This window comes from Actinophytocola xinjiangensis (assembly GCF_001921215.1).
GTDB classification, from domain to species: domain Bacteria; phylum Actinomycetota; class Actinomycetes; order Mycobacteriales; family Pseudonocardiaceae; genus Actinophytocola; species Actinophytocola xinjiangensis.
Window position 1 is genome coordinate 33,899 of record NZ_MSIF01000022.1, and the last position, 20,637, is coordinate 54,535.

At 69.8% G+C, this 20,637-nt stretch carries 19 protein-coding genes and 2 tRNA genes; 18 read left to right on the forward strand and 3 right to left on the reverse strand.

What is annotated here, in order from left to right:
• Nucleotides 1-381 precede the first annotated feature (381 nt).
• From dnaA to BLA60_RS32155, 13 genes are all read left to right on the forward strand, one after another.
• The gene (dnaA, locus tag BLA60_RS32100) at nt 382-2,241 is read left to right on the forward strand and encodes a chromosomal replication initiator protein DnaA (RefSeq protein ID WP_075136794.1); all 1,860 of its coding nucleotides are present in this window, start codon (nt 382-384) and stop codon (nt 2,239-2,241) included.
• Between the two features lie 637 nt (nt 2,242-2,878).
• Entirely contained in the window at nt 2,879-4,012 is a 1,134-nt protein-coding gene (gene dnaN, locus BLA60_RS32105; protein WP_075136795.1) for a DNA polymerase III subunit beta, read from the forward strand.
• Nucleotides 4,013-4,049: 37 nt separating this feature from the next.
• On the forward strand, nt 4,050-4,976 hold the full coding sequence (gene gnd, locus BLA60_RS32110; protein ID WP_281257494.1) for a phosphogluconate dehydrogenase (NAD(+)-dependent, decarboxylating): 927 nt from the start codon (nt 4,050-4,052) through the stop codon (nt 4,974-4,976).
• Between the two features lie 4 nt (nt 4,977-4,980).
• Nucleotides 4,981-6,141 (forward strand): DNA replication/repair protein RecF, encoded by a 1,161-nt coding sequence (recF, locus tag BLA60_RS32115; protein WP_075136796.1) that lies wholly within the window; start codon nt 4,981-4,983, stop codon nt 6,139-6,141.
• Nucleotides 6,142-6,199: 58 nt separating this feature from the next.
• Nucleotides 6,200-6,784 carry a DciA family protein gene (locus BLA60_RS32120; RefSeq protein WP_425427109.1) on the forward strand — a complete coding sequence of 195 codons (585 nt, stop codon included), beginning with the start codon at nt 6,200-6,202 and terminating at the stop codon, nt 6,782-6,784.
• Nucleotides 6,785-6,969: 185 nt separating this feature from the next.
• Entirely contained in the window at nt 6,970-8,940 is a 1,971-nt protein-coding gene (gene gyrB, locus BLA60_RS32125; RefSeq protein WP_075136797.1) for a DNA topoisomerase (ATP-hydrolyzing) subunit B, read from the forward strand.
• A gap of 56 nt (nt 8,941-8,996) precedes the next feature.
• Nucleotides 8,997-11,582 carry a DNA gyrase subunit A gene (gene gyrA / locus BLA60_RS32130; RefSeq protein WP_075136798.1) on the forward strand — a complete coding sequence of 862 codons (2,586 nt, stop codon included), beginning with the start codon at nt 8,997-8,999 and terminating at the stop codon, nt 11,580-11,582.
• Nucleotides 11,583-12,580: 998 nt separating this feature from the next.
• Nucleotides 12,581-13,165 (forward strand): DUF3566 domain-containing protein, encoded by a 585-nt coding sequence (locus BLA60_RS32135; protein ID WP_084735569.1) that lies wholly within the window; start codon nt 12,581-12,583, stop codon nt 13,163-13,165.
• Between the two features lie 92 nt (nt 13,166-13,257).
• A tRNA-Ile gene (locus BLA60_RS32140) sits at nt 13,258-13,331 on the forward strand.
• Nucleotides 13,332-13,787: 456 nt separating this feature from the next.
• Nucleotides 13,788-13,928, forward strand: coding sequence for a DLW-39 family protein (locus BLA60_RS43815; protein WP_154814775.1), 141 nt, complete (start codon nt 13,788-13,790; stop codon nt 13,926-13,928).
• Nucleotides 13,929-14,028: 100 nt separating this feature from the next.
• Nucleotides 14,029-14,101: transfer RNA gene (locus BLA60_RS32145), tRNA-Ala, on the forward strand.
• A 125-nt stretch (nt 14,102-14,226) separates the two neighbouring features.
• Nucleotides 14,227-14,817 (forward strand): lipoprotein LpqH, encoded by a 591-nt coding sequence (locus BLA60_RS32150; protein WP_084735542.1) that lies wholly within the window; start codon nt 14,227-14,229, stop codon nt 14,815-14,817.
• Nucleotides 14,818-15,002: 185 nt separating this feature from the next.
• Nucleotides 15,003-15,554 carry a DUF2020 domain-containing protein gene (locus BLA60_RS32155; RefSeq protein WP_075136800.1) on the forward strand — a complete coding sequence of 184 codons (552 nt, stop codon included), beginning with the start codon at nt 15,003-15,005 and terminating at the stop codon, nt 15,552-15,554.
• A gap of 54 nt (nt 15,555-15,608) precedes the next feature.
• Here BLA60_RS32155 and BLA60_RS32160 read toward each other — a convergent pair whose 3' ends face one another.
• A complete protein-coding gene (locus tag BLA60_RS32160) occupies nt 15,609-16,262 on the reverse strand; it encodes a hypothetical protein (RefSeq protein WP_154814762.1) in 654 nt (217 codons plus the stop codon).
• A gap of 83 nt (nt 16,263-16,345) precedes the next feature.
• On the opposite strand from BLA60_RS32160, the gene BLA60_RS32165 reads away from it, so the two are divergent.
• Both BLA60_RS32165 and BLA60_RS32170 read left to right on the forward strand, forming a co-directional pair.
• The gene (locus BLA60_RS32165; protein ID WP_084735545.1) at nt 16,346-16,906 is read left to right on the forward strand and encodes a peptidylprolyl isomerase; all 561 of its coding nucleotides are present in this window, start codon (nt 16,346-16,348) and stop codon (nt 16,904-16,906) included.
• Nucleotides 16,907-17,836, forward strand: coding sequence for a rhomboid family intramembrane serine protease (locus BLA60_RS32170; RefSeq protein WP_075136803.1), 930 nt, complete (start codon nt 16,907-16,909; stop codon nt 17,834-17,836).
• 27 nt (nt 17,837-17,863) lie between these two features.
• Here BLA60_RS32170 and BLA60_RS32175 read toward each other — a convergent pair whose 3' ends face one another.
• Both BLA60_RS32175 and crgA read right to left on the reverse strand, forming a co-directional pair.
• On the reverse strand, nt 17,864-18,283 hold the full coding sequence (locus tag BLA60_RS32175) for a PH domain-containing protein (protein WP_211288917.1): 420 nt from the start codon (nt 18,281-18,283) through the stop codon (nt 17,864-17,866).
• 133 nt (nt 18,284-18,416) lie between these two features.
• Entirely contained in the window at nt 18,417-18,683 is a 267-nt protein-coding gene (crgA, locus tag BLA60_RS32180; protein ID WP_075136804.1) for a cell division protein CrgA, read from the reverse strand.
• A gap of 126 nt (nt 18,684-18,809) precedes the next feature.
• On the opposite strand from crgA, the gene BLA60_RS32185 reads away from it, so the two are divergent.
• From BLA60_RS32185 to BLA60_RS32190, 3 genes are read left to right on the forward strand one after another with little or no spacing between them, the layout of a single operon-like run.
• Nucleotides 18,810-19,745, forward strand: coding sequence for a class E sortase (locus BLA60_RS32185; protein WP_245812282.1), 936 nt, complete (start codon nt 18,810-18,812; stop codon nt 19,743-19,745).
• A complete protein-coding gene (locus BLA60_RS44655) occupies nt 19,745-19,900 on the forward strand; it encodes a hypothetical protein (RefSeq protein WP_170108427.1) in 156 nt (51 codons plus the stop codon). Before BLA60_RS32185 ends, BLA60_RS44655 begins: the two co-directional genes overlap by 1 nt.
• 58 nt (nt 19,901-19,958) lie before the next feature.
• Complete coding sequence (locus BLA60_RS32190; protein ID WP_075136805.1) at nt 19,959-20,612, forward strand: aminodeoxychorismate/anthranilate synthase component II; 654 nt, start codon at nt 19,959-19,961, stop codon at nt 20,610-20,612.
• Nucleotides 20,613-20,637: the final 25 nt, after the last annotated feature.

The window sequence follows — 20,637 nt, forward strand, 5'->3', positions numbered from 1 at the left end:
TCAATCCGGGTGTCCCCAGCGGTCCCGCGATCACCGTCCGGCGACACGCCGCGCCGGCCAGATCCTTGCTCCCCAACACGTCTTGTGGCATGGCCCGGGGCTTGTTAGCGTGCGTGCTCCGGTTGGCCAGTCGGGGAGTGGGAGCCCCTCCTGAGCCAGGGATGAGGGTCGGTCGAACCGTGCGTCGCACAACCGATGCGCTCTGCCGTACCTTCGTGCACAGTTGTGGACAACCCTGTGGATGCTGCTCGTGCGGTGGGGCGATCAGGCCGGCACGAGCCGCGACCGAGTCCACCTCAGCGGTGGGCGGTTTTCGGGGTGGGTCACACAGCGGCAAGGGGTTGACATGTACATGGCCAACGAGGGGAGGGGAGCTCGTAGGTGTCCGAACAGCAGGTGAACCTGGGCGTGGTCTGGGAGCAGGTCGTGCGGGAACTGTCCGCGGGCACCCTGTCTCCCCAGCAGCGGGCGTGGATGCGGGTCACGCGACCGATCGGGTTGCTCGACGGCACCGCACTGCTCGCCGCTCCGAGTGACTTCGCCAAGGACGCGATCGAACGAGCCCTCCGCGAGCCGATCACCGACGCGTTGTCCCGCCGGCTCGGCCGCCCGGTCTCCCTGGCGGTCAAGGTCGACACGGTCACCCCCTCGGCGACCGCGACCCCGCCCACCCCGCAGCCACCCACCAACCCGATGGGGATCGGAATGGGCGGCATGGGTATTGGCATTGGCAACGGAGATGGCCGCGTCGACCGCCCGGTCGGCGACCCTGCGCGGGGCCCGATGATGCCGCCGGTGCACCCGAGCGAGCCGGGCATCGGCATCAACCTCGGCCACACCCTGGGTCACACCACCGACCACAGCGGCGGCCACCCCAACAGTCACAGTGGTAACCACACCGGCGGGCACTCCGGGAACCACACCGGGAACATCGGTATCGGCGGCGGCGTCAGCGGCTCCATGACCGGCAACCTCGGTCCCGGCCTCGGCTCGGGCATGGGGCCCGGGATCGGGCCCGGCGTCGGCCCGGGGATCGGTGGCGCCATCGGCGCCGGACTCGGCAGCGGCCTGGACGGCGACACCGACAGCGACGAGGTGGACGAGGAGGGCGACGCGCTCGCCACCGTCCACGAGATCTGGCCGACCTTCTCCGGCCGGCCGACCAGCGGGCAGCCGTTCACCGCGCCCGCCCAGCCGCAGACCTCCAAGACCCGGCTGAACGAGAAGTACACCTTCGACACGTTCGTCATCGGCGCGTCCAACCGCTTCGCCCACGCGGCGGCGGTCGCGGTCGCCGAGGCGCCGGCCCGCGCGTACAACCCACTGTTCATCTGGGGTGAGTCCGGGCTGGGCAAGACCCACCTGCTGCACGCGGTCGGTCACTACGCGCAACGACTGTTCCCGGGGATGCGGGTGCGCTACGTGTCCACCGAGGAGTTCACCAACGACTTCATCAACTCGCTGCGCGACGACCGCAAGGTCGCCTTCCAGCGGCGCTACCGCGACATCGACGTCCTGCTGGTCGACGACATCCAGTTCCTGGAGGGCAAGGAAGGAACCCAGGAGGAGTTCTTCCACACCTTCAACACGCTGCACAACGCCAACAAGCAGATCGTGGTGTCCTCCGACCGGCCGCCCAAGCGGCTGGAGACCCTGGAGGACCGGCTGCGCACGCGGTTCGAGTGGGGTCTGATCACCGACATCCAGCCGCCGGAGCTGGAGACGCGGATCGCGATCCTGCGCAAGAAGGCGGCGCAGGACCGGCTGGCCGCGCCGGCCGAGGTGCTGGAGTTCATCGCCGCCCGCATCGAGCACAACATCCGCGAGCTGGAGGGCGCGCTCATCCGCGTCACCGCGTTCGCCTCGCTCAACCAGCAGCCGGTGGATCTGGGCCTGGCCGAGATCGTGCTGCGGGACCTGATCCCCGACTCCCAGGTGCCCGAGATCAGCGCGGCGACGATCATGGCGGTCACCGCCGAGTTCTTCAGTGTCTCCCTCGACGACCTGTGTGGGCCCGGCAAGACCAAGGCGCTCGCCGGCGCCCGGCAGATCTCCATGTATCTGTGCCGGGAGCTGACCGACCTGTCGCTGCCCAAGATCGGGCAGACCTTCGGCGGCCGCGACCACACGACGGTCATGCACGCGGAGAAGAAGATCCGCAAGGAGATGGCCGAGCGGCGCCGGGTCTACGACCAGGTCCAGGAACTCACCTCCCGCATCAAGCAGCGCGCCAGGGGCTGAAATCCGGCCCGTCGGGCCGGTTCGTGTCCCCGTCGGGCCGGGAACGGCCGTTCTCCGGGTCTTCCCCCGGTCTTCCACCGCTTCTCCACGGGTTCGGCCCGGTTGTCCACACCGGGACCCCTGGTTTCCACAGCGACTCCACAGTTTCTCCCCAGGTTCATCCCCGGAAAGGGGGACGCGTGGCGCTCACCGTGCCTGTGGAGGAACTGGGTACGAACCAGGCCGAGACTGGGGAATGTCCTGTGCGCAACTGTGGGTGGAATGTGGACAGCTCATGCACACCCGCGAGTTGTCCACGGGGTGGCCGAGTTGTCCACCGGTTGGGGGTGTGGTCCATCCCCATGCCGCCGCCCGGCGCGACGTGCGCGAACGAGGGGTATCCACACAATCCACAGGACCTACTACTACGGCTGTTTTTATCTCTTCTAGTTGTTCACAAAACAAAAACAGGGCGCCGCGAGTGGGGTACGGCCCGCGCCGCACCCGACCTCGCGCGCAACCAAGATCGCCTCGAAGAAGGCACGGAGCCCCGTGTGTCGCCCTCGCCCACGAAGCCGTACCGTGGCGAGGGACGAGAGCACGCTGGAGTGGGATCCCGAGCACTCGCGGCTCCACCTCGTGTCTGGAAAGGACAGTCATGAAGATCCGCGTCGAGCGCGACGGTCTCGCCGACGCCGTCGCCTGGGTGGCCCGCTCGCTGCCGTCCCGTCCCCCGGTTCCCGTCCTGGGCGGGATCCTGTTGGACGCCGGCAACTCCGAAGCACTGACCATCTCCGGATTCGACTACGAGGTCTCGGCGACCGTGGGTGTCGCGGCGACCGTCGCCGACGGCGGGCGCACGCTCGTGTCCGGCCGGCTGCTCGCCGACATCACCCGATCCCTGCCGGCGCAACCGGTCGAGATCATGGTCGACGGGGCGCGGGTGTCGATCACGTGCGGCAGCGCCAAGTTCAGCCTCCCGACGATGCCGGTCGAGGACTACCCACAGCTGCCGTCGATGCCCCCGCACGCGGGCGAGCTGACCGGCGAGGTGTTCGGCCAGGCGGTCAGCCAGGTCGCCGTCGCCGCCGGCAAGGACGACACCCTGCCGATGCTCACCGGCGTCCGGGTCGAGATCAACGGCGACAAGCTGACGCTCGTGGCCACCGACCGCTTCCGGCTCGCCATGCGGGAGTTCACCTGGCAGCCCGCCCCGAGCCTGGCCGACTCCGGCGAGATCGCGGTCCTGGTCCCGGCGCGCACCCTGGCCGAGGCGGCCAAGGCGCTGGGCACCGCCGGCGCGACCGTCGAGCTGGCGCTGGCCCCCGGCGACGGGCTGATCGGCCTGTCCGGCGCAGGCCGGCGGACCACGAGCCGCTTGCTGGACACCGAGTTCCCGCGCTACCGCCAGCTGCTGCCGACCGAGCAGACGGCCACCGCGATCATCGAGGTCGCCCCGCTCGTCGAGGCGATCAAGCGCGTGTCGCTGGTCGCCGAGCGCGGCACCCAGGTGCGGCTGGAGTTCGCCGACTCCGGCCTCAAGCTCTCCGCCGGCGGCGACGACGAGGGCAGCGCGGAGGAGGAGCTGGCGGTCGAGTACACCGGCGACCCGGTCACCATCGCGTTCAACCCGTCGTTCCTGCAGGAGGGGCTCGGCGCGCTGCACGCCGACCGGGCCGAGCTGTCGTTCACCACCCCCAGCCGCCCGGCGCTGATCAAGCCGGTCGACGACGAGGGCAACGTGACGCCGGGCTACCTGCACCTGCTCATGCCGGTGCGCCTGCCGGGCTGAGCCACCCGGGTCATCGGCTTTCGAGGAGGGGGCGCCAGTGCCAACCAAGGTCCAGCTCGGTCTCGTCGGTCTCGGCAAGATGGGCTTCAACATGCGGGAGCGCATCCGCGCGGCCGGCCACGACGTGGTCGGCTTCGACCGCGACCCGGACGTCACCGACGCCGCGTCGCTGGCCGAGATGGTCGAGCGGCTCGCGGCGCCCCGGCTGGTCTGGATCATGGTTCCGGCCGGTGACCCCACCCGGCGGACCGTCGCCGAACTCGGCGAGCTGCTCTCCGCGGGCGACCTGGTGATCGACGGCGGCAACTCGCGGTTCACCGACGACACACACAACGCCGAACTGCTCGCCGGCAGGAAGATCGGCTACCTCGACTGCGGGGTGTCCGGCGGCGTGTGGGGCCGGGAGAACGGCTACGCGCTGATGGTCGGCGGCGCGGCCGACGACGTCGAGCGGGCGATGCCGGTGTTCGACGCGCTGCGCCCGGAGGGGCCGCGCGAGGAGGGCTTCGCGCACGCCGGCGCGGTCGGCGCGGGCCACTACGCGAAGATGATCCACAACGGCATCGAGTACGGCCTGATGCAGGCCTACGCCGAGGGCTTCGAGCTGCTCGAGGCGGCGGACGTGATCAAGGACGTGCCGGCGGTGATCAAGGCCTGGCAGCGCGGCACGGTCGTGCGGTCCTGGCTGCTCGACCTGCTGGTCCGCGCCCTGGACCACGACCCGGAGCTCGACGACCTGCGCGGCTACGTCGACGACTCCGGCGAGGGAAGGTGGACGGTCGAGGAGGCCATCAACCTGGCCGTGCCGGCGCCGGTGATCTCGGCCGCGCTGTTCTCCCGGTTCCGTTCCCGCCAGGACGACTCGCCGGCCATGCGCGCGGTCGCCTCGCTGCGCAACCAGTTCGGCGGGCACGCGGTCCACCAGGCGGGCCCGACCTCTGGCTCGGGCAGCACCCAGGGCTGAGGACGTGCGGGTCAGACACCTCCAGGTCCAGGACTTCCGCTCGTGGGAGCGCGCCGACCTGGAGCTGGAGCCGGGAGCGAACGTCATCGTCGGGCGCAACGGCGGAGGCAAGACCAACCTGATCGAGGCGATCGGCTACGCCGCGACGCTCGGCTCGCACCGGGTCGCGGTCGACCTGCCGTTGATCCGGCACGACTGCCCGAGGGCGATCGTGCGGGTGGCGGTGGTCAACGCCGGCCGGGAGCTGACCGTCGAGCTGGAGATCACCTCCGGCAAGGCCAACCGGGCGCGGGTCAACCGCGGGCCGGTGCCCAGGACCCGCGACGTGCTGGGCATCCTGCGCACGGTGCTGTTCGCGCCGGAGGACCTGGCGCTGGTCCGCGGGGACCCCGGTGAGCGCCGCCGGTTCCTCGACGACCTGCTGGTGCTGCGCGTCCCCAGGTACGCGGGGGTGCGCGCCGACTACGACCGGGTCTTACGCCAGCGCAACGCGCTGCTCAAGTCCTCGGGGCACGCCCGGCGCGCCGGCTCGAAGGGGGATATCGGCACGCTCGACGTCTGGGACGGTCACCTCGCCCGGCACGGCGCGGAGCTGCTCGGCGCCCGGCTGGACCTGGTGGCCGACCTGGCCGACGACGTCACCGCCGCCTACGCGGGGGTCGCGCCGGAGTCGCGGCCGGCGACGATCGGCTACCGGTCGGGGATCGCCGGCTCGATCCCGCCCGAGTACGGCACCCCGGGCTCCCGCGCGGACGTCGAGGTGCTGCACGACGCGCTGCTGGCGGCGATGGTCGCCGGCCGGGACGCGGAGCTGGAGCGGGGGGTGAGCCTGGTCGGCCCGCACCGCGACGAGCTGGAGCTGACGCTGGCCGGCGCCCCGGCCAAGGGTTACGCCAGCCACGGCGAGTCGTGGTCGTTCGCGCTGGCGCTGCGGCTGGCGTCCTACGAGCTGCTGCGCGCCGACGGCAACGAGCCGGTGCTGGTGCTCGACGACGTGTTCGCCGAGCTGGACCGCCGCCGCCGGCAGCGACTCGCCGAGGTGGCCGTTGCGGCCGAACAGGTCCTGGTGACCGCCGCGGTGGAGGAGGATGTTCCGGACGAGCTCGACGGCGTGCGGTTCGTCGTGTCCAACGGGGAGGTGGCTCGTGCCGGGTCGTCCGTCTGACGATCACCAGAGCGTCACCAACAGTGAGGTGAGTTGTCCCACATCTGGGGACAACCCTGTGGATAGTGTGGATAACACGAGCACCCAGGGTTCAGCGGACGCCCAGTTGGGCCTGTTCGGCCCCGACGGCAACTACCCACAGTTGCGAGGTTCGGATCTCGCGAAGGCCGCGTTGCAGGCGGCCAAGGACGCGGCGGCGACCGCGGGGCCGAGAAGATCCCCTCAGGTCAAGCGCGGTTTCGGTACCTCCCGGCGGCGCCGCCGGTGGTCGGGGGCCCAGCCGGACGAGCGCGACCCGCAGCCGTTGGGCCGGCTCGCGTCCCGGATCGCCACCGAGCGTGGCTGGGGCGGCCAGCTCGCCACCGGTCAGTTGTTCGGGAAGTGGAGCGCGATCGTCGGCGCGGACGTCGCCGAGCACGCCCAGCCGGTGTCCCTGCGCGAGGGTGAGCTGACCGTCCAGGCCGCGTCCACCGCCTGGGCCACCCAGCTGCGGTTGCTCCAGCGCCAGTTGCTGGCCAAGATCGCGGCAGGGGTCGGCAACGGCGTGGTGACCACGTTGAAGGTGCACGGGCCGTCCGCGCCCAGCTGGCGGCACGGCACCCGGCACGTGTCCGGAAGAGGGCCGAGGGACACCTACGGGTGAACGGCGGCTGGATGCTCTCAGATCACCCCCGCGAGCAACCGTCCGGTACCCGGTCTCGTGGTCGTTCGCGGGAGCGCCTCTGTGACCGAGCTAGGGGTGTCCTTGGCCCACTTCTGGGCTAGTGCACCCGTACAATTGACGTAGGGGAGATTCACGCCCGTCCTGACGAGGGAGACACCACGCCCGTGGCAGCCACAAACGACCATGAATACAACGCGTCCTCCATCACCGTTCTGGAAGGACTCGAGGCCGTCCGCAAGCGGCCCGGTATGTACATCGGCTCCACCGGCGAGCGCGGCCTGCACCACCTGATCCAGGAGGTGGTGGACAACTCGGTCGACGAGGCGATGGCGGGCTACGCGACCAGGATCGTCGTCACCCTGCTCGCCGACGGCGGCGTCCGGGTCTCCGACGACGGCCGGGGCATCCCGGTGGAGACCCACCCGGTGCACCAGCGCCCGACCGTGGAGATCGTGCACACCGTGCTGCACGCCGGCGGCAAGTTCGACAGCGAGAGCTACGCGGTCTCCGGCGGCCTGCACGGCGTCGGCGTGTCCGTGGTCAACGCGCTGTCGACCGCGCTGGACGTGGAGATCTTCCGCAACGGCAAGCACTGGAGCCAGCACTACGACCGGTCCGAGCCGGGGCAGCTGGTGGAGGTCGGCCCGTCCGAGCTCACCGGCACGACCACCACGTTCTGGGCCGACCCCGGCATCTTCGAGACCACCACCTACAACGCCGAGACCGTCGCCCGGCGCCTGCAGGAGATGGCCTTCCTCAACAAGGGCCTGACGATCGTGCTGCGCGACGACCGGGTCGCCGAGGAGGAGACCGAGGCCGACGCCGACGGCAAGTCGGCGCGGATGAAGGAGCGCACCTACCACTACCCGGGTGGTCTGGAGGACTTCGTCCGGCACATCAACCACACCCGCGAGGCGATCCACAAGAGCGTGATCTCCTTCGAGGGCAAGGGCGACGGCGTCGAGGTCGAGGTCGCGATGCAGTGGAACACCGGCTACAGCGAGTCGGTGTACACCTTCGCCAACACGATCAACACGGCGGAGGGCGGCACCCACGAGGAGGGCTTCCGGGCGGCGCTCACCCGCGTGGTGAACGTGTACGCCAGGGACAAGAAGCTGCTCAAGGAGAAGGACGCCAACCTCACCGGCGACGACATCCGCGAGGGCCTGGCCGCGATCATCTCGATCAAGCTGGCCGAGCCGCAGTTCGAGGGCCAGACCAAGCAGAAGCTGGGCAACACCGAGGCGAAGACGTTCGTCCAGACCACCTGCAACGAGTGGCTGGCCGACTGGTTCGAGCGCAACCCGTCGGACGCGCGGACGATCGTGACGAAGTCGGTCTCCTCGGCGCAGGCGCGCATCGCCGCCCGCAAGGCCAAGGAGCTGGTCCGCCGCAAGGGCGCGCTGGACATCGGCGGCCTGCCGGGCAAGCTGAAGGACTGCCGCTCGACCAACCCGGAGGAGTGCGAGCTCTACATCGTCGAGGGTGACTCCGCCGGCGGCTCGGCCAAGGAGGGCCGGGAGTCGATGTACCAGGCGATCCTGCCGATCCGAGGCAAGATCATCAACGTGGAGAAGGCCCGGATCGACCGGGTGCTGAAGAACACCGAGGTGCAGAGCCTGATCACCGCGCTGGGCACCGGCATCCAGGAGGACTTCGACCTCTCCAAGCTGCGCTACCACAAGATCGTGCTGATGGCCGACGCCGACGTCGACGGCCAGCACATCCGCACGCTGCTGCTCACGCTGCTGTTCCGTTTCATGCGCCCGCTGGTCGAGGCCGGGCACGTGTACCTCGCCCAGCCGCCGCTGTACAAGATCAAGTGGCAGCGGGTCGAGCCGGAGTTCGCCTACTCCGACCGCGAGCGCGACGGCCTGCTCCAGGCCGGTCTCGAATCCGGTAAGAAGATCAACAAGGATGACGGGATCCAGCGCTACAAGGGTCTCGGCGAGATGAACGCCGACGAGCTGTGGGAGACCACGATGGACCCGGCGCACCGGCTGCTGCTCCAGGTGACCCTGGACGACGCCGCCACCGCCGACGAGCTGTTCAGCGTCCTGATGGGTGAGGACGTCGAGGCCCGCCGCTCGTTCATCACCCGCAACGCCAAGGACGTGCGCTTCCTCGACGTCTGAGGGTCGCTCGTTCGCCTCCCACCCGTTCTGACCAGCACAGAAGGAATCTTCACGTCGTGACGGAAACAACCGTGCCGCCAGAGGGAGACCGCACCGAGCCGGTCGACATCCAGCACGAGATGCAGCGCTCCTACATCGACTACGCGATGAGCGTGATCGTCAGCCGGGCGCTGCCGGATGTCCGCGACGGGCTCAAGCCGGTGCACCGCCGGGTGCTGTACTCGATGTACGACACCGGCCTGCGGCCCGAGCGCAGCCACGTCAAGTGCTCGCGCATCGTCGGCGATGTCATGGGCAACTACCACCCGCACGGCGACTCGGCCATCTACGACGCGCTCGTGCGGCTGGCCCAGCCGTGGTCGCTGCGGTACCCGCTGATCGACGGCCAGGGCAACTTCGGCTCACCGGGCAACGACCCGCAGGCCGCCATGCGCTACACCGAGGCGCGCATGACGCCCCTGGCGATGGCGATGCTCCAGGACATCACCGAGGAGACCGTCGACTTCACGCCGAACTACGACGGCAAGACCCTCGAACCGAAGGTCCTGCCGTCTCGGATCCCGAACCTGCTGGTCAACGGCAGCGGCGGGATCGCGGTGGGCATGGCGACCAACATCCCGCCGCACAACCTGCGGGAGGTCGCCGCCGGCGTGATCTGGGCGCTGGAGAACTGGGACGCCGACGACGACGAGACCCTGGCCGCGATGATGCTGCGGATCAAGGGCCCGGACTTCCCGACCCACGCCCAGATCCTGGGCACCCAGGGCATCGAGGACTGCTACCGCACCGGCCGCGGTTCGATCAGGATGCGGGCGGTCGTCGAGGTCGACGAGGACGCCAAGGGCCGCACGATCCTGGTGGTCACCGAACTGCCCTACCAGGTGAACCCGGACAACCTGATCGAGAACATCGCCCAGCTGGTGCGTGACGGCAAGGTCACCGGCATCTCCGAGGTGGCCGACGAGTCGAACAAGCGGCTCGGTATGCGGATCGTGATCACCCTGCGCCGGGACGCGGTCGCCAAGGTCGTGCTGAACAACCTGTACAAGCACACCCAGCTCCAGCACAACTTCGGCGTGAACATGCTGGCCCTGGTCGACGGCGTGCCCAGGACGCTGCGCCTGGACCAGATGATCCGGCACTACGTCAAGCACCAGGTCGAGGTCATCGTCCGGCGCACCCGCTACCGGCTGCGCAAGGCCGAGGAGCGTGCCCACATCCTGCGCGGCCTGGTCAAGGCGCTGGACGCGCTGGACGAGGTGATCGCGCTGATCCGCGCCTCGTCGACGGCCGACATCGCCCGCACCGGCCTGATGGACCTGCTCGAGGTCGACGAGATGCAGGCCAACGCCATCCTCGAGATGCAGCTGCGCAAGCTCGCCGCCCTGGAACGCCAGAAGATCGTCGACGAGCTGGCCGAGATCGAGACCTACATCGCCGACCTGCAGGACATCCTGGCCAACCCCGAGCGCCAGCGCACGATCGTGCGCGACGAGCTGACCGAGATCGTCGACAAGCACGGCGACGACCGGCGCACCAAGATCATCCCGTATGACGGTGACGTGTCCATCGAGGACCTGATCGCCGTCGAGGACGTGGTCGTCACGATCACCCGAACGGGTTATGCCAAGCGCACCAAGACCGACCTGTACCGCGCGCAGAAGCGTGGCGGCAAGGGCGTGCAGGGGGCGGGGCTCAAACAGGACGACATCGTCGCGCACTTCTTCGTGTGTTCGACCCACGACTGGATCCTGTTCTTCACCAACAAGGGCCGGGTCTACCGGGCCAAGGCCTACGAGCTGCCCGAGGCCAACCGCAACGCGCGCGGCCAGCACGTGGCCAACCTGCTCGCCTTCCAACCGGACGAGACCATCGCCCAGGTCATCCAGATCAAGGACTACGAGGTCGCCCCGTACCTGGTGCTGGCGACCCGCAGCGGCCTGGTGAAGAAGAGCCGGCTGTCCGACTTCGACAGCAACCGCGCCGGCGGCCTCATCGGCATCAACCTGCGCGAGGACGACGAGCTGGTCGGCGCGGTCCTCTGCGGCCCAGACGACGGGTTGCTGCTGGTCTCGGCCGGCGGCCAGTCGATCCGCTTCCAGGCCTCCGACGAGGCACTGCGCCCGATGGGCCGCGCCACCTCGGGCGTGCTCGGCATGCGCTTCAACGAGGGCGACGAGCTGCTGACCCTCGGCGTCGTCCGCGACGGCACGTTCCTGCTGGTCGCGACCGACGGCGGGTACGCCAAGCGAACCGCCATCGAGGACTACCCGGTCCAGGGCCGCGGCGGCAAGGGCGTGCTCACGATCCAGCACGACACCAAGCGTGGGAGGCTGGTAGGCGCACTCATCGTCGACTACGACGACGAGGTGTACGCGATCACCTCCTCGGGTGGGGTCATCAGGACCAACGCCAGGGAAGTGCGCAAGGCGGGCCGGCAGACCAAGGGTGTCAGGTTGATGAACCTGGGCGGGGGCACCACCCTGGTAGCCATCGCCCGCAGCGCGGACGAGCCCGTCGAGAACGGCGGCGTGACCGAACAACCGGCAGACTCTGCGGAGGCAACCGAACCGACCGGCCCGGCGTCAACGGACACGAGTCCGGCCGACCCGACCGACAACGGCCAGGAACCACCGCAGTAGCTCGCGACGACACGGAAGACACGTAGGGGATCCTCGTGACACCAGCTGACAAGTCCGGAAGCACTGGCCACACCCCGGAAGGCGAGTCGGAACGAACGTCCGGCGTCGCCACCGAGAGCCAGGAGCAACCGGCCAAGGAGGCGGCCAAGAAGACCCCCGACGCCAACGGCTCCACCACCCCCGCCGGCTCAACGCCGGCCACGCCCGGCGCCGGGTCCACGGGGCCGACGAGCCAGGCGGGGTCGACCAGCTCGACCGGTTCGGCAGGGGCCGGTGGCTCGGCGGGCCAGCCGAGTCCAGGTGGTCCGGCCGGTGCCGACCGGGCCGCCGCGAGCGGCCCGGCGGGGTCGAGCGGTCCCGCGGCCGGGTCGGACGGCCCGGCGGGGACCGGTGATTCCGGTGGCGCGGCGGGGTCGAACGGACCGGTAGCCGCGAGTGGTTCCGCTGGTGCCGCCGGCTCGGGTGGCCCGGCGGGTTCCGCCGGCCGGCCGGCGTCGAGCGGCGCGGCCGGTGCGGCCGGTGCGGCCAGCTCCAGTGGCGGGCCGGCGTCGAGCGGTTCCACCGGTTCACCTGGTCCGGCGGGATCGAGCGGTGCGGCCGGCCAGTCGAGTTCGAGCGGTCCGGTGGGCCAGGCGGGGTCGAGTGGTTCGGCCGGTGCCAGCGGGGTGACCGGCTCCAGCAGTTCTGCCGGGCTCACGGGTTCCAGCGGTCCGGCGGGTGCCGGTGGACCGCCGGGATCGAACGGGCCGGCGGGACACGGCAGGTCGGTCGGCGCGGCAGGCTCCAACGGATTCGCCGGCGAACCCGAGAGAGCCACTGCCGACTCGCCCACCAGTCGTATCGCCGGCGAAACCGCCGCCGAGGCCGTCGCGGCCTCGTCGGAGCCAGGCCTCGGCACGCCGCCGCCCTGGCAGCGCGTCGCCAACGAACCGGCACCCGGCCAGTCCACACCGCCGACCGCCGCGTTCCCGTCAGCCCAACAGCCCGGTCAGCGCACCATGCCGGTCATGCCCGGCGCCGGCGAGGCCACCGTGTCCGTCGAACGCCCGGTCGTCACCGGCGCGGCCGCCGCACGGCTGTTCGCCGAGGGCATGCCGACCGCCAGCACCGTCGGCGGCCAGAACCGCACCACCGTCCACCTCGACGGCAGCAACCCCAGCGCCGGCCCGCTGCGCATGGGCGCCGCCGCCGCACCCAGCGCCCTGCGCCGGCCCGGCCGGGGACCCCGCCGGGCCAACCTCCAGATCAAGCGGTTCGACCCCTGGTCGGTCCTCAAACTGTCGCTCGTGCTGTCCGTCGCGCTGTTCTTCGTCTGGCTCGTCGCCGTCGGTGTCCTCTACGCCGTCCTCGACGGCATGGGCGTCTGGGACAAGCTCAACGGCATCTCCAGCGAAATCCTCCAGCCCGCCGACGGCGGCGGCGAACCCCTGATCAGCGCCGGCCGCGTCTTCGGCGTCGCCGCGATCATCGGCGCCGTGAACATCGTGCTGTTCAGCGCGTTGGCCACCGTCGGCGCCTTCATCTACAACGTCTCCGCCGACCTCGCCGGCGGACTCGAGGTGACCCTCGCCGAACGCGAATGAGGGGTGCTGGTGCGCACCAGTGCCCCTTGGAACGCACCAGGGGGTACTGGTGCGCACCAGCCAGCAGCAGTGCGATAGTCTTCGTTCCGTTGGGGCCTATAGCTCAGGCGGTTAGAGCACTTCGCTGATAACGAAGGGGTCGGAGGTTCAAGTCCTCCTAGGCCCACCGACTTTGGGTGACGTGTGCCTGCGGAGAGCGCAGGCCGGGGCGTCGGTCATCATGTTGGGGGGCCGAGCCCCCCAAACCCCCGACGGTGCGGGCTTCTGCTGATCCGGCGTGGTTCCTTTTGGGATTGACCAGCTGACCAGCTGGTCGGCTGGTCGGCTGGTCGGTTGGCCTGGTGACTGGTGGTCAACCGGTCCACCTCTTCCACCTCTTGTTCTCTCTTCCACCCTTTGTCTCCCTGTCACCTCCTTCTCCTTCTTCCCGTCGCCTTCTTCTTCCTCGCTTGTGGTCTCTTGTGGCTTCGTGGGTCTTGGGTGTTCTGGTGGTGTGGCTTTGGTGGGTGTTGGGGGTTGGGGGCTTGGGGAGTTGGGTTGTGGCAGACTTGTGTTCTCGCTGCGGGGCTTGCAGGGGTCGCGGCGGTTGGATCGTTGGTGTTTGCCGAAGGAGGCAATGGACGTGAAGAAGCTTCTCGCTCTGGTGGCTGTGGCTGGTGGCGTGCTGTTCGTGGTGCGTCGCAACAAGTCGGCCAAGGCGCAGGCTGACCTGTGGCGCGAGGCTACCGCTCCGGCTGGCGCGAACAACGCCAAGAAGGCCTGAGCAAGCCGTTCCGGGACCACGGGCACGGCGGGGTCGCCCCAGCGGGCCACCTCGGCGGTTGTACCGGCGCGAGCTGCTGTCGTACGCGCTCCGCCGGGTTGGGGACGTAGCTCAATTGGCAGAGCACTGCCTTTGCAAGGCAGGGGTTAGGGGTTCGATTCCCCTCGTCTCCACCTGACGTGCTGCCCGCCGCACGGCGGGAAAGGCACGAATCTCGCACACTCCGCCCCGGTGCGCCGCAGGCCCGGGGTAGCGTGACCGCGTACTGACGTGGCGCGATCGTGAGGGCTACATACTGATGGTCATTCGGCGTGGTGGTTCGGGGTTCGTTGGTGCGGGCGCGGTCGTGGCGCTCGCCCTGTTACTGAGTGGCTGCTCCGACGACGGAGGCGGCGACTCCGGCGGCAGCCTGGGCGACCCCCTCGGCGGTGGCGAGACCACCGAGGAGCAGGCCGCACCGGAGGAGACCACCGTCGACCTCACCGTCGGCGGCCAGGACGTCGACCTGTCCGGGGCGACGCTCAAGTGCTACGACTTCGAGGACCACCTCATGGTCGAGGCGAACACCGACGACCCGGACGCCTCCCACTTCCTCATGGACAACTACAACGACTCGGTGTCGCTGAGCCTCACCGTCGAGGGCGGCCAGTCCGGCGTCTACTCGCAGGATGAGGGCGGGGTGAGCGCCGAGGTCACCCGGACCGACAACTCCGTGAGCGTCACCGGGACCATCGACGGCGACGAACCCGTCGAGTTCTCCATCGAGGCCAGCTGCTCGGAGTTCTTCGAAACCCCGCCGGACAGCAGCAAGGTCGACGGCTCGGGCGGCGCGCCCAGCATCCCCTCGTCCTGCCCGCCGGGAGAGGTCGTGTGCATCCCGGGTGGCTGAGTTGTCCACCGCCGTCCACAGGTTGTGCACAGCGTGATTCTCGTGGTTTTCGCAGGTCGCGGGTGGTTCGGCGGGTGGTTGTCCACAGCTGGGGGTGACTGTCCCCAGGGGGCTTGTGGAGAGTTCTCGGGGATGCTAACGGCCGTCTGCGAGCGCCGTGACACCCTCTGTGATACTCCCGGGCCATGAGACGCGTTTCGTTTCTGGTCGCTCCCCTGGTGGTCGTGCTCGCCGCGTGCGGCGCGGAGAACATCGCCGGACAGCCGCAGGTGATCGGGGCGCCGGACACCGGGACCAGCGAGACCACCGGCGAGGCGGCGCCCACCGCCGCGCCGCCCACGGTGGTCGAGCCGACCGAGGGCGGACCGTGCCCGTACCTCGACGCCGCGTTCGTCGAGGAGACCAACGGGCAGCGGGTCGCCGAGACGAAGACCTCCACCGACGACCCGCCGGCCTGCTACTTCTACCGCGCCGACGGCGACGTGCAACTCGCCATCCAGATCTACCGGGGCGAGCCGGACGTGGCCAAGGCGTTCGTCGACCAGGCGGCGCCGGTCGACTCCGCCAACCCGGCCGAGCTGGCCGGGGGCTGGGCCGGCGGCGCGCAACCCACCGACACCGGTGCGGTCTACGCCGTCGCCAAGGAGGGCACGGCGGTCGTCGTGGCCACCAACCAGGAGCAGACGCTCAAGGCCAAGCTGGTCGCCCAGGAGGCGATCACGGCCCTCGGGCTGTGACCCGAAAGAATCAGGGCCCCGTCACACCGACGGGGCCCTGACGCGTGTCTGGAGTTACTGGGTGTGCGATTCCTGGGTCGGACGCCCGTTATGGGTGACGTTGGTGGATTCCGAGGATTCCTGGCCGTTGGTCTCGGCGCGGTTGCGGGGCGGCGGAACCGGTGCCGGTTCCTGGGACCGCGTCCGGCCGCGCACCACATAGGCGACCCCACTGGCCACCACGATCAACAGGAACACCTTCGGCCAGCGGCGGCGCTTGTCCCGCACCTGCTCCGCCTTCATGGCCTTGGCCTCCCGCTTGGTCCGGGCGGCGAGCTTGGCCGCCTCGGCCCGGGTTCGCTTGGCGGTCTTCGTGGCCTTCGTCACGGGCTTGCTCCGTTTCGCGTCCCTGCGGGCCTGCTCGGCGGCCTTCGCCAGTTCCTTGCGGGTGTGCTTGGCGGTTCGGGCCAGCCGCTTGCGGGTGCGGCGGGTCGTCCTCGCTACCTCCTGGCGGGCGAGACCGGCGCTCTCGGCCAACGCGGCCCCCAGTTGCTGGGGGGCGACGCCGCGCTCCGTCAGCTTCTGGTCGGCCGCCTGTGCCGCCCGGATGGTCGCCTCCGCACTCGCCTGGCCGGCGCGCCGTGCTCCGCGCCGTACCGCGAGCCAGCCGGAGCCAACCGCCTTGCCGACTGTGTCGCCGGCCCGGGACATGGCCTTAACATCGTCCATCTTCTGCTCCAAGGTGGCTTTGTCGGACCCTTACCATCCTGCCCCTTCCCGAGCGATCCTGCTGCGGATGGCACGATGACCGGGTGGCAGACAGCAACGGATCTCTCGTAGGAGTGAAGGTGACGGCAACCCTGCACACCTCGAAGGGGCCTATCCGGATCAACCTTTTCCCTGATCAAGCGCCCAAGACCGTGGCGAACTTCGTCGGTCTCGCCGAGGGCACCAAGCAGTACACCGACCGCAACGCCAAGGGCGAGGTGAGCGGCCCCTACTACGACGGCATGATCTTCCATCGGGTGATCGACGGTTTCATGATCCAGACCGGTGACCCGACCGGTACCGGGCGCGGTGGCCCCGGCTACACCTTCGCCGACGAGTTCCATCCGGAACTCCAGTTCAACCGGCCCTACCTGCTCGGTATGGCCAACCCGGGCGTCGCCGACTCCAACGGGTCCCAGTTCTTCATCACGGTCGCCCCGACGACCTGGCTGAACTTCAAGCACACCATCTTCGGCGAGGTGGCCGACCAGGAGTCGCGCAACGTCGTGGACGCGATCGCGCACACGCCGACCGCGCCGCCGCACGACAAGCCGGTCGAGGACATCGTCGTGGACCGGGTCACGGTCGAGCGCGCCGAGGGCTGAGTGTCGGCCAACCGGCAGCACGACCTGCCGCCCTGCGCCCGGCACCCGGACCGGCCGACGGGGCTGCGGTGTGTCCGCTGCGAACGCCCGGCCTGCCCGGACTGCCTGCGGGAGGCGTCGGTCGGCTACCAGTGCGTCGACTGCGTCTCCGAGGGGGCGAAGTCCGTCCGCGCCCCGCGCACCGTCAGCGGTGCGCGGGCGCGGCCCCCGGGGGCCCGGTCGCTGGTCGTGGTGCCGTCGCTGATCGCGGTCAACGTGGCCGCGTTCATCGCGACGGCGGTCCAGGCGCGCAGCATCACCGAGAACGAGGGTGCGCTGTTCCTGCACGGCATGCTCATCCCTGACCTGATCGCCTCCGGTGACTGGTGGCGGCTGTTCACCTCGGGGTTCCTGCACTTCGGCGGCTACGGCGGCTTCGGGCCGGTGCACCTGCTGTTCAACATGTTCGCGCTGTGGGTGCTCGGGCGGGACATGGAGGTGGCGCTGGGTCGGGCGTGGTTCCTGACCGTCTACCTGCTCTCGCTGGTGGGTGGGTCGACGGCGGTGATGCTGTTCGGCAACCCGATCGGCGGGGTGGCCGGCGCGTCCGGCGCGGTGTACGGCCTGTTCGGCGGGATCGCGGTGATCGTGTTCAAGCGCAAGCTGAACCCGACGCCGGTCCTGGTGCTGATCGGGGTCAACATCCTGCTGAGCGTCACGCTGCCGGGGATCTCGCTGCTCGGCCACCTTGGCGGGATGGTGGTCGGTGCGCTGGCGACGGCCGCGCTGGTCTACGCGCCGGCGGCGCGGCGGCGACAGTTCCAGGTCGGCGCGTGCGTGGCGCTGGTGGTGGTGATGGCGGTGGCGATCGGCGTGGCGGTCGCGACGCTCGACGGCGGCTGCTCGATGGACGCCGGCGGCAACCTGTGGTGCGTACGGAGCCAGTACTGAGCCAGTACTGAGCTGGTACGCGCCCGGTCAGGTACGCAGTTCCAGGAGGCTGTCCACGACGTCGCGCGGGTCGGCGCCGAGGTCGAGCCAGCCGAGGACGACCAGGTCGGGGACCTCGGCGTTGTCGGCGTCGATCTCGATGGCGGTGGTTTCCCGGCCGAGGCGGCGGGTGCGCACCAGCCGCACGTTCACCTCGGCCCACGGCCACGCCCGGGTGCCGCCGACGCCACGCACGGTGAGACCGTGCTGGTCGGCGGCCAGCCGGGGGCGGACGAGCGTGCCGTACAGGCCGGCGGCGACCAGGAACAACGCCACCGCAGCGAGCAGGACCCGTCCGGGTGGATCGGTGGACAACGCCGCCCACACGCCGGCCGCGACGGCAAGTGCCCAGGCCAGAGCCACCAGCTCGGCCTGGGGAGCCCAGGTTCGGGTGATCGGCGGTGGCACTGGTGCGTCACGCTCCGGATCCGTGAACGTCGCTCCTCGAGAGTTATCCACAGCGGTTATCCACACTGGGGATGACTTACACCCGTGTGGTTCAATCACACTGCGCTGAACGGGTGTATCGACGGGTCTGGGGTCAACGCCAGCGCATCGTCATCAGCAGGCCGCCGATCATCAGCGCGAACCCGATGGCGAAGTTCCAGTTCTGCAGATCCGCCATGAACGGGATGCTCTCGCCGGCGATGTAGTTGACCACCAGCCAGGCCAGACCCAGCAACATCACGCCGAGCATGACGCCGACGTAGATAGGATGTGACGGGCCGGCGGCCTTCACCTTGACCGGGGTACGGCGGTCGGCGGGGGCCGTGTATACCGCCTTCTTGCGGACCTTGGACTTAGGCATGTCGTCCTCACCTGACGTGTAGCTTGGTCGCAACCGTGTTCACGTCGAACACCGCCACTGTGCAACACGTTAACGTAGCCGAGTGCACCGGCGAACCAACAGGTCGGGGATCGAAAGGAGCGCGTTGTGGGCACCGCCGATCATCACGCTCGCGGCGCGGGCCGGATCTCGGGGGATCTCAACGACCTCATGCCGACGACCCGGTTCCGCCCGGTGCCCAGCCCGGGTCCGCGGTCCAGGCCGGCGTTCGAACCTGGTCCCGACCGTACCCGCACGATCGTGCGGACCGTCGGCGAGGTGCTGATCACCCTCGGCATGGTCGTGTTGCTGTTCGTGGTCTACGAGGTCTACATCACCGACCTGCTCTCGGCCGGCAAGCAGCGGGAGGCGACCGCGCAGCTCGACGACCGCTGGCACGACGAGCCGGCGGCCGGCCCGGAGCGCACCGACCACTTCGAGGGTCTTGGCGAGGGTGACGGCTTCGCCAAGATGTACATCCCGGCGTTCGGCGCCGACTTCGAGTTCACCATCGTCGAGGGGACGACGGCCGCGAGCCTGGAGGTCGGGCCGGGGCACTACCCCGACACCGCCTACCCCGGCCAGCCGGGCAACTTCTCGGTCGCCGGGCACCGGGTCGGCAAGGGTGCGCCGTTCAACGACATCAACCTGATCCAGTCGTGCGACGCGATCGTGGTGGAGACCCAGTACAGCTGGTTCACCTACCGGATGGTGCCGCTGGCCGAGGAGAAGGCCGGCTGGGCCGAGACCAAGGGCAAGGACCCGCGCTGCGAGGGGGTCGGCCCGCTGGGCGGACCGTACGCGGAGCTGGTCGGCCAGGAGATCGTGCTGCCGACCAACGGTGGCGTGATCGCGCCGGTCCCGCACCAGCCAGGGGTGACGGCCAGCAGTGGTGAGATGGCGTCGCTGATGACGCTGACCACCTGCCATCCGCGCTTCTCCGACAAGGAGCGGTTGATCGTGCACGCGGTGCTCACCGAGCAGCTGCACAAGGATCCGGCCAAGCCCGACGAGCGGCCGGCGGCGTTGCGGGAGACCGGCTGATGTACGGCTGGATCTGGCGTAACCTGCCGGGCCCGACAGCCGTGCGGGTGGCCCTCGCCGTGGTCCTGGGGCTCGGGGTGGCCGCCCTGTTGCTGTTCGTGGTGTTCCCCTGGCTGGAGCCGCTGCTGCCGTTCAACAACGTCACGACCGACTGAGAATCGACAGTCCACTTCGGACGTCCCTTGTGGAGCTACTGCGGGAAAGTAGGGTGTTATGCGGGTTCTGGTGGTCGACAACTACGACAGTTTCGTCTACAACCTCGTCCAGTACCTCGCCCAGCTCGGCGCCGAGTGCGTGGTCCTGCGCAACGACGACCCGGCCCTGACCACGCCGGACGCCCTCACCGGGTTCGACGGCGTCCTGGTCAGCCCCGGCCCGAGCACCCCGGAACGGGCCGGGCACAGCATCGAGATCGTCCGCCGCTGCGCCGCCGAGTCGGTGCCGGTGCTCGGCGTGTGCCTGGGCCACCAGGCCATCGGCGTCGCCTGGGGGGCGACCGTCGACCGCGCCCCGGAACTGTTGCACGGCAAGACGAGCGTGGTGCACCACCACGGCGCGAGCGTGCTCGCCGGCCTGCCCGACCCGTTCACCGCCACCCGCTACCACTCGCTGACCGTGCTGCCGGAGACCATCCCCGACGAGTTCGAGGTCACCGCCCGCACCGAGGGCGGCGTGGTGATGGCGATGCGCCACCGCGAACTGCCGGTCGACGGCGTCCAGTTCCACCCCGAGTCGGTGCTCACCGAAGGCGGCCACCGGATGCTGGCGAACTGGCTGGCCAGCTGTGGCCACCCCGTGCCCGAGCACCGCATCGACCAGCTGACCCGCCAGATGCGCTCGCTCACCGACGCGGCCAACACCCCCTGACCGGGACCCGGCCAGGGGGTTCGGG

Coding starts and splice junctions, on each gene's coding strand:
- dnaN (WP_075136795.1), top strand. CDS start 2,879: ATGAAGATCCGCGTCGAGCGCGACGGTCTCGCCGACGCCGTCGCCTGG.
- BLA60_RS32135 (WP_084735569.1), top strand. CDS start 12,581: ATGCCGGTCATGCCCGGCGCCGGCGAGGCCACCGTGTCCGTCGAACGC.
- BLA60_RS32190 (WP_075136805.1), top strand. CDS start 19,959: ATGCGGGTTCTGGTGGTCGACAACTACGACAGTTTCGTCTACAACCTC.
- BLA60_RS44655 (WP_170108427.1), top strand. CDS start 19,745: ATGTACGGCTGGATCTGGCGTAACCTGCCGGGCCCGACAGCCGTGCGG.
- BLA60_RS32160 (WP_154814762.1), bottom strand. CDS start 16,262: ATGGACGATGTTAAGGCCATGTCCCGGGCCGGCGACACAGTCGGCAAG.
- BLA60_RS32150 (WP_084735542.1), top strand. CDS start 14,227: ATGGTCATTCGGCGTGGTGGTTCGGGGTTCGTTGGTGCGGGCGCGGTC.
- crgA (WP_075136804.1), bottom strand. CDS start 18,683: ATGCCTAAGTCCAAGGTCCGCAAGAAGGCGGTATACACGGCCCCCGCC.
- BLA60_RS32155 (WP_075136800.1), top strand. CDS start 15,003: ATGAGACGCGTTTCGTTTCTGGTCGCTCCCCTGGTGGTCGTGCTCGCC.